Origin of the sequence: Streptomyces hilarionis, assembly GCF_024539675.1 — a bacterium.
Classification (GTDB): domain Bacteria; phylum Actinomycetota; class Actinomycetes; order Streptomycetales; family Streptomycetaceae; genus Streptomyces; species Streptomyces hilarionis.
Genome location: NZ_JAHHIT010000119.1, coordinates 20,605 through 29,496, shown reverse-complemented (window position 1 = coordinate 29,496; position 8,892 = coordinate 20,605). Strand labels below are relative to the sequence as shown.

Below are 8,892 nucleotides of genomic sequence, written 5' to 3'. Positions count from 1 at the left end.
GTCCGGGGGGTTCCGGTCGGGGCTGTGGCGGGGCACTGTGGGAGGGACGGATACCTGGGTGCTCCTCGCTGGCGGTGACGCGCGCATGGACGAGCTGCGGTTCGATGCCGGACGGATCTGCCTCGACCTGCTCGCGACCGCGCACCCCTGCGAACGGCTCGACTCGGTCGGGTCGTTGTGCGCGTGGATCCACGGCTGCGGACTCGTCCCGCCGGACACCCCGCTCACCCGCGCGGACGCCTCCTGGCCGGTGGCCTTCCGGGAACTGCGCCGGGGGGTCGGCCAGTTGGTGCACGGCTGGCTCGCCCAGAACGGCTCCCCGCCCTACGACGGCGCCGCGGCCCACGACGGCGCCCTGGCCCGGGTGAACGAGGCGGCCCGGGCCGCGCCCCCCACCCCGCGCGCCGTGCGCGGCGAAGACGGCTCGCTCGTGCGGGCGTTGGACGGGCCGCCGGGATGCGCCGCGCTGCTGGCCGCGGTGGCCCGGGACACGGTGGAGCTGCTGACCGACCCGGTGGCCCGGGCGGGCCTCAGACAGTGCGCGGGGGACAACTGCCCCCTCGTCTACGTCGACATGTCCCGGGGACGGCGCCGGCGCTGGTGTTCCAGCGAGGTCTGCGGGAACCGGGAGCGGGTCGCGCGGCACCGCAGGCGGGCGGCGCTCGCCCGCAGTTGACGGTGCGACGGCGCGCAACCCCCTGCCGGGTATGCGGCTTTCGTGCGACGCGGGAGCGCAACTGTCGAAGTGATTTCGATTACACGCCGTTTACCCGAGCCGGTCGACGGGCAGCCGCCGCGATCTTGCGTCTGTGGCGGAAATGTAAAGAAAAGAAGGTGGGAATGTGCCCCCATGTCCCCCTCGTCATGACACCCGGAAGAAAAGTGTCCCCTTCTTTTGAACACTCCACACCCCGCTTGCGTACCCGTCGTCGAGCGACCGACTGGGGGAACCCCCGGACACCGGAGGTGGGCGTGCGCAAGGATGCGGCCGTGGCCAATGAACGTGGATCGAGGGCCCGACATCGCATGTCCCAGCCCTCGGAACCTGACGAGGAGCTGATGCGTGCTCTGTATCGGGAGCATGCCGGACCCCTGCTTGCGTATGTCCTGCGCCTGGTTGCCGGAGATCGGCAGCGTGCCGAGGACGTCGTGCAGGAGACGCTCATCCGTGCCTGGAAGAACGCCGGCCAGCTCAATCGAGCGACCGGATCTGTACGCCCCTGGCTGGTGACGGTCGCACGCCGCATCGTCATCGACGGCCACCGCAGCCGGCAGGCCCGGCCGCAGGAGGTCGACCCGTCGCCGCTGGAGGTCATTCCTGCGGAGGACGAGATCGACAAGGCGCTGTGGCTGATGACGCTGTCCGACGCGCTCGACGACCTGACCCCGGCCCACCGGGAGGTGCTCGTCGAGACGTACTTCAAGGGGCGTACCGTCAACGAGGCGGCCGAGACGCTGGGTATACCCAGTGGCACCGTGCGCTCACGGGTGTTCTACGCCCTGCGGTCGATGAAGCTGGCTCTGGAAGAGCGGGGGGTGACGGCGTGATGAGCAGTTACGGGGGATTCGGAGCAGGTGGTTCGGGTATGTCTGGTCCCATGCAGGGGTCAGTGGGATCTCCGAGCCCGAGCGAACACGAGACCGTCGGCGCCTACGCCCTCGGCATCCTCGACGACGCCGAGGCAACCGCTTTCGAGATGCACCTCGCCGGGTGCGAGTGGTGCGCCCAGCAGCTCGACGAGCTCGCCGGGATGGAACCGATGCTGGCCGCCCTCGCGGACCTGCCGGGCACCGGCACACCCGCGATCGGCGACTCCCTGTCCGCCCGCCCGAGCCCGCGCCTCGCGGAACGGCTGGTCGACGAGGTGTCCGAGCGCCGCGCGCAGAAGCGCCGCCGTTCGTTCTTCCTGGTGGCGGCCGCTGCCGCGCTGATCATCGGCGGTCCGCTCACCGTGCTCGCCGCGACCGGCGGCGACGACGGGGGCAAGGGCGTCGAGGCGAGCGCCACGAAGTCCGCGAACACCGCCAAGTCGACCTTCGACACGCTCAGCAGCCGGGTCACGGCGACCGACCCCGCCTCCAAGGTCTCGGCGACCGTGGCCATGGGCGAGAAGGCCTGGGGCACCGAGATCGGCGTCGAGCTGAAGAACGTGGCCGGCCCGGAGAAGTGCTCGCTCATCGCCGTCGGCAAGAACGGCGAGCGCGAGACGGTCTCCTCCTGGTCCGTCCCCGAGTGGGGCTACGGCCTGCCCAACGCCAAGACCGAGCAGGCCAAGAACCCGCTCTACGTCATGGGCGGCGCCGCCTTCAAGACCAACGAGATCGACCACTTCGAGGTCATGACCTTCGCAGGCAAGAAGCTCGTCCAGATCGACGCGTAGCCGCGCATGGCTTCGCGGGCCCCCTTCGCGTACGGTTGACGGCTGCCCAGCACGTCAGAAGGGGGCCCGGTGGCCGTTCAGGCACAGCAGGAGACCGCGGTCGGATCGGTTGAGGAAAACGCGCCGGATTCGGTGCGGGACCGAGAGATCAACGTCGAACAGGAACACCTCGACCGGGTGTACCGACGCCTCGAGGAGAAGATCCACGAGGCGGAGTTCCTCATGAACGACGCGGCCCAGCGCGGCCAGGTCGGCACGCCCGGCGCCCTGGCCGAGCGGGACGCGCAGGTGTTCCGCGCCGGCGTCCACCTCAACCGGCTGAACAACGAGTTCGAGGACTTCCTCTTCGGGCGGATCGACCTGCTCCCCGGCAAGGACGGCAAGAAGGGCCCGGACGGCGCCTACACCGCCGTCGAGCCCGCGGAAGGGGCGGTCCGGCCCGACGACACGGCCGACATCGCCGAGACCCTCCACATCGGCCGCATCGGCGTCCTCGACTCGGACTACGCGCCGCTGGTCATCGACTGGCGGGCCCCCGCGGCCGCCCCCTTCTACCGGTCCACCCCGGTCGACCCGGGGCGCGTCGTGCGGCGCCGCGTCATCCGCTCCAAGGGACGGCGCGTCCTCGGCGTCGAGGACGACCTGATGCGTCCCGAGCTCAGGGCCTTCCTCGACGGCGAGCAGCTGCCGGTCATCGGCGACGGCGCCCTCATGGCCGCCCTCGGCCAGGCCCGCGGCCACACCATGCGCGACATCGTCGCCTCCATCCAGGCCGAGCAGGACCTGGTCATCCGCGCTCCCGCCGCCTCCGTGACCTACGTCGAGGGCGGCCCGGGCACCGGGAAGACCGCCGTCGCGCTGCACCGGGCCGCCTACCTGCTCTACCAGGACCGTCGCCGGTACGCGGGCGGCATCCTGATCGTCTCGCCCACCCCGCTGCTGGTGGCCTACACCGAGGGCGTGCTGCCCTCGCTGGGCGAGGAGGGGCAGGTCGCCGTGCGCGCCATCGGCTCCCTCGTCGACGGCGCCGAGGCCACCCTGTACGACTCCCCGGCGGTGGCCCGGGCCAAGGGGTCGTACCGGATGCTGAAGGTGCTGCGCAAGGCCGCGCGCGGAGCCCTGGAGGGCGGCGGCGACGACCGCGGCGGCTCCCGCCCGGCCCGCCCGGTCCAGCCGACCCTCGACGCACCCGACGCGCCCGCGGAGCCGCCCCTGTCCGCGGGACCGCCCACCCGCCTGCGCGTCGTCGCCTTCGGCCGCCGCCTGGAGCTGGAGGCGGCCGACCTCGACCGCGTCCGCCAGAGCGCCCTGAGCGGCACCGCGCCGGTGAACCTGCTGCGCCCGCGCGCCCGCAAGCTCCTCCTGGACGCCCTGTGGGAGCGCTCCGGCGCGGCCGGCCGGCACAGCGACCCCGAGCTCGCCGCCGAACTGCGCTCCTCCTTCGACGAGGACGTGAGCACCGAGGACGCGTTCCTGGCGTTCCTGGACGCCTGGTGGCCCGAGCTCACCCCGCAGTCGGTCCTGGAGGCCATGGCCGACGAGCGCAGGCTCGGCCGCTGGGCCCGCCGCATCCTCAACCCCGGCGAGGTGCGCAGGGTCGCCCGCTCCCTCAAGCGGGGCGGTCTCTCCGTGCACGACATCGCCATGCTCGACGAGCTCCAGGCGATCCTCGGCGCCCCCGCCCGCCCGCGCAAGAGACGCGAGCTCGACCCGCTGGACCAGCTCACCGGCCTGGAGGAGCTGATGCCGGTGCGCCAGGAGACCCAGCGCGAGCGCGCCGAGCGGCTCGCCCAGGAGCGCACCGAGTACGCCCACGTCATCGTCGACGAGGCACAGGACCTCACCCCGATGCAGTGGCGCATGGTCGGCCGCCGCGGCCGGCACGCCACCTGGACGGTCGTCGGGGACCCGGCCCAGTCCTCCTGGTCCGACCCCGACGAGGCCGCCGAGGCCCGCGACGAGGCCCTCGGCTCCCGCCCCCGGCGCCGCTTCCGCCTGACGGTGAACTACCGCAACCCGGCCGAGATCGCCGAGCTGGCCGCCAGGGTGCTGGCCCTGGCCATGCCCGGTGCCGAGTCCCCGTCGGCGGTCAGGTCGACGGGTGTCGTGCCCCGGTTCACGGCCGTCGAAGGCTCCCTGGCGTCGACCGTGCGCGCGGAGGCCGAACGCCTCCTCGAACGCGTGGACGGCACCGTCGGCGTCGTCGTCGCGATGAACCGCCGGGAGGAGGCCAGGCGCTGGCTGGCCGGTCTCGGCGACCGCGTGGTGGCCCTCGGCAGCCTGGAGGCCAAGGGCCTGGAGTACGACGCCACGGTCGTCGTCTCGCCCGCGGAGATCGCGGACGAGTCCCCGGCGGGTCTGAGGGTGCTGTACGTGGCCCTGACCCGGGCCACCCAGCAGCTCACGGTGGTGTCGGGGGACCGGGACGAGCCCGACGCAGGCGGCGTGCCCGACCTCCTGAGGGACTGAGGCGCGCGCCCCGTCCGGACCGATTCCGACGAAGTCCGCGGACGGGAATGGCGTTCGGGGATCCGTTTGTTAGCCTGGGTGTGACACCGGCTCGATCCAAGCCCCCGGGCCCAACCTTCGTCGCTACGAGCGACCACTTGCCGCGAGGCGAGCATGGCGGGTCGGTGTCATGAACGTCGGAGAGGCCCACGTCACCTGGTGGCGTGGGCCTCTTCGTCGTGCCGGTCCGAGAACAAAACGATCGCAATCAGGTGCGACTTTCACGTACTCGTCGGTAGGTGCGACGATCGGACGGCAAACCCGCGATCCAGCAGTGCAGAGGAAGTCGGCCATGGCAACGGCGCCCAGCGTCTCCTACTCGATGACGGTCCGGCTGGAGGTGCCCGCGAGCGGAACCGCGGTCTCCCAGCTCACCACGGCCGTGGAGTCCAACGGAGGCTCGGTGACCGGCCTCGACGTCACCGCGTCCGGCCACGAGAAGCTGCGCATCGACGTCACCATCGCGGCGACCTCCACCGCGCACGCCGACGAGATCGTCGAGCAGCTGCGCCACATCGAGGGCGTCACCCTCGGCAAGGTCTCCGACCGTACGTTCCTGATGCACCTCGGCGGCAAGATCGAGATGCAGTCCAAGCACCCCATCCGCAACCGTGACGACCTCTCCATGGTCTACACGCCGGGTGTGGCCCGCGTCTGCATGGCGATCGCCGAGAACCCCGAGGACGCCCGGCGCCTCACCATCAAGCGCAACTCCGTTGCGGTCGTGACGGACGGCTCGGCCGTGCTCGGCCTCGGCAACATCGGCCCGAAGGCCGCGCTGCCCGTCATGGAGGGCAAGGCGGCCCTCTTCAAGCGGTTCGCCGGCATCGACGCCTGGCCGCTGTGCCTGGACACCCAGGACACCGACGCGATCGTCGAGATCGTCAAGGCCATCGCCCCCGGCTTCGCGGGCATCAACCTGGAGGACATCTCCGCCCCCCGCTGCTTCGAGATCGAGGCCCGGCTGCGCGAGGCCCTCGACATCCCCGTCTTCCACGACGACCAGCACGGCACCGCGATCGTCGTCCTCGCCTCCCTCACCAACGCCCTGCGTGTCGTGGGCAAGGGCGTCGGGGACGTGCGGGTCGTCATGTCGGGCGCGGGCGCGGCCGGCACGGCCATCCTCAAGCTGCTGCTGGCGGCCGGCGTGAAGAACGCGGTCGTCGCCGACATCCACGGCGTGGTGCACGCCGACCGCGAGGACCTCGTCGACGCGGCCCCCGGCTCGGCGCTGCGCTGGATCGCCGACAACACCAACCCCGAGGGCCTCACCGGCACCCTGAAGCAGGCGGTGCGCGGCGCGGACGTGTTCATCGGCGTCTCCGCCCCGAACGTCCTCGACGGCGACGACGTGGCCGCCATGGCCGAAGGCGCCATCGTGTTCGCGCTCGCGAATCCCGACCCGGAGGTGGACCCGGCCGTCGCCCGCCGCACGGCCGCCGTCGTGGCCACCGGCCGCTCCGACTTCCCCAACCAGATCAACAACGTGCTGGTCTTCCCGGGCGTCTTCCGCGGCCTGCTGGACGCGCAGTCCCGCACCGTCAACACGGAGATGATGCTCGCGGCCGCGAAGGCCCTCGCGGACGTCGTGAGCGAGGACGAGCTCAACGCGAACTACATCATCCCGAGCGTCTTCAACGACAAGGTCGCGGGCGCGGTGGCGGGCGCCGTACGGGAGGCCGCGAAGGCGGCGGGCGCCTCGGCCTCGTAGGCTTCGTGGCATGGCCTGTGGGGGCCGCGGCGGCTGTGAGGATCGCCACGGCGGCCCCCGCGACGGCGCGTCGCGGAACCTCGCGCCGTGAGCGGCCCTCTAGGGTTGCGGCCTGGCGCGCCTTCGTGTGACACACATGGGTTGTCTCACGCCTCCGTGCGGGTGCCGGATTGGCTTTCCCGCCGCAGGTAGGGGCAGGATGCGTCCCTGGGCGCGAGCACATCGACTTCGCTGTGCCCCACATGCGGCTCCGCCGCGTGGCACGCCTCAACGGCAAGAAGAACACGGGAGTAACAACATGAACCGCAGTGAGCTGGTGGCCGCGCTGGCCGACCGCGCCGAGGTGACCCGCAAGGACGCCGACGCAGTGCTGGCCGCGTTCGCCGAGGTCGTCGGCGACATCGTCTCCAAGGGCGACGAGAAGGTCACCATCCCCGGCTTCCTGACCTTCGAGCGCACCCACCGTGCCGCTCGCACCGCGCGCAACCCGCAGACCGGCGACCCGATCCAGATCCCGGCCGGCTACAGCGTGAAGGTCTCCGCGGGCAGCAAGCTCAAGGAAGCCGCCAAGGGCAAGTAAGCGCCTCCGCTGAGAACGCTGATGGGGCGGTACCCGGATCCGGGTACCGCCCCATCGTGGTTCCTGCCGCGGGGTGGGGGCTAGCCGAGCGCCTTGCCGGGCAGCTCGACCTTCGCACCCAGCTCCACGAGCTTGTCCATGAAGTTCTCGTAGCCGCGGTTGATCAGGTCGATGCCGTGCACGCGCGAGGTGCCCTGGGCCGCGAGGGCGGCGATCAGGTACGAGAAGCCGCCGCGCAGGTCGGGGATGACCAGGTCGGCCCCCTGGAGCTTGGTGGGGCCCGACACGACCGCGGAGTGCAGGAAGTTGCGCTGGCCGAAGCGGCAGTTCGAGCCGCCCAGGCACTCGCGGTAGAGCTGGATGTGGGCGCCCATCTGGTTGAGCGCCGAGGTGAAGCCCAGCCGGGACTCGTAGACCGTCTCGTGGACGATCGACAGGCCCGTGGCCTGTGTCAGGGCCACCACCAGCGGCTGCTGCCAGTCGGTCTGGAAGCCCGGGTGGACGTCCGTCTCCAGCGCGATGGACTTCAGGTGGCCGCCGGGGTGCCAGAAGCGGATGCCCTCGTCGTCGATCTCGAAGGCGCCGCCGACCTTGCGGTAGGTGTTCAGGAAGGTCATCATCGACCGCTGCTGGGCTCCGCGGACGTAGATGTCGCCCTCGGTCGCCAGCGCCGCGGACGCCCACGAGGCGGCCTCCAGACGGTCCGACAGCGCCGCGTGGTTGTAGCCGCCGAGCTTGTCGACGCCCGTGATGCGGATCGTGCGGTCGGTGTCCATCGCGATGATGGCGCCCATCTTCTGAAGGACGCAGATGAGGTCCTCGATCTCGGGCTCGACCGCCGCGTTCGCGAGCTCGGTGACGCCCTCCGCCAGAACCGCCGTCAGCAGCACCTGCTCGGTCGCGCCCACCGACGGGTACGGCAGCACGATCTTCGTGCCGCGCAGCCGCTGCGGGGCCTCCAGGTACTGGCCGTCCGCCCGCTTCTCGATCTTCGCGCCGAACTGGCGCAGCACGTCGAAGTGGAAGTCGATCGGCCGGCCGCCGATGTCGCAGCCGCCCAGGCCCGGGATGAACGCGTGGCCGAGGCGGTGCAGGAGCGGGCCGCAGAAGAGGATCGGGATGCGGCTGGAGCCCGCGTGCGCGTCGATGTCGGCGACGTTGGCGCTCTCCACGTAGGTCGGGTCGAGCACCAGCTCGCCCGGCTCCTCGCCCGGACGGACCGTCACCCCGTGCAGTTGCAGCAGGCCGCGTACGACCCGCACGTCACGGATGTCCGGCACGTTGCGCAGCCGGCTCGGCTCACTGCCCAGCAGGGCGGCGACCATCGCCTTGGGTACGAGGTTCTTCGCACCGCGGACTCGGATCTCGCCCTCGAGCGGGGTTCCGCCGTGGACAAGCAGTACGTCGTCAGAGCCGTTGACGGTCATGTGTCTCGCGTTCCATGGATGGTGGATTGGGCAGGGGCCGTTGGGTCGGGGCAGGGCCAGAGCAGACAGAGTAATCGCCGTCGGCCCCTGCGCCGTAAGCCCGAGGACCACCCGAAGACGTCATGGCTGTGTCACAACACGAACCGTTTCCCGGCGGGCACAAGGGGTCACCGTCGCCCGCCCGTGCCGCCCGTGCGCCCGCACCGCACCCACGCGCCCGACCTGCCCTCACCCCCGCCCCCCGCATTGGCCCCCCACTTCACGAGAAGATGCGGGATCATGTCT

7 protein-coding genes are annotated in these 8,892 nt (G+C 71.4%); 6 read left to right on the top strand and 1 reads right to left on the bottom strand.

What is annotated here, in order from left to right; all coding sequences use genetic code 11:
* Positions 1-85: 85 nt before the first annotated feature.
* The 6 genes from KMS84_RS26825 (at position 86) to KMS84_RS26800 (ending at position 7,180) form a co-directional block, all read left to right on the top strand.
* Positions 86-676 (top strand): CGNR zinc finger domain-containing protein, encoded by a 591-nt coding sequence (locus KMS84_RS26825; RefSeq protein WP_256919026.1) that lies wholly within the window; start codon positions 86-88, stop codon positions 674-676.
* Between the two features lie 350 nt (positions 677-1,026).
* Complete coding sequence (locus KMS84_RS26820) at positions 1,027-1,548, top strand: sigma-70 family RNA polymerase sigma factor (RefSeq protein ID WP_010039908.1); 522 nt, start codon at positions 1,027-1,029, stop codon at positions 1,546-1,548.
* 50 nt (positions 1,549-1,598) lie between these two features.
* Complete coding sequence (locus tag KMS84_RS26815; protein ID WP_256919025.1) at positions 1,599-2,381, top strand: anti-sigma factor family protein; 783 nt, start codon at positions 1,599-1,601, stop codon at positions 2,379-2,381.
* Positions 2,382-2,450: 69 nt separating this feature from the next.
* Complete coding sequence (locus tag KMS84_RS26810) at positions 2,451-4,850, top strand: HelD family protein (RefSeq protein ID WP_256919024.1); 2,400 nt, start codon at positions 2,451-2,453, stop codon at positions 4,848-4,850.
* A gap of 331 nt (positions 4,851-5,181) precedes the next feature.
* Entirely contained in the window at positions 5,182-6,600 is a 1,419-nt protein-coding gene (locus KMS84_RS26805) for an NAD-dependent malic enzyme (protein WP_256919023.1), read from the top strand.
* Between the two features lie 298 nt (positions 6,601-6,898).
* Positions 6,899-7,180 (top strand): HU family DNA-binding protein, encoded by a 282-nt coding sequence (locus KMS84_RS26800; RefSeq protein ID WP_004000874.1) that lies wholly within the window; start codon positions 6,899-6,901, stop codon positions 7,178-7,180.
* An 80-nt stretch (positions 7,181-7,260) separates the two neighbouring features.
* On the opposite strand, the gene murA is transcribed toward KMS84_RS26800, so the two are convergent.
* Complete coding sequence (gene murA / locus KMS84_RS26795; RefSeq protein ID WP_256908909.1) at positions 7,261-8,607, bottom strand: UDP-N-acetylglucosamine 1-carboxyvinyltransferase; 1,347 nt, start codon at positions 8,605-8,607, stop codon at positions 7,261-7,263.
* Positions 8,608-8,892 lie beyond the last annotated feature (285 nt).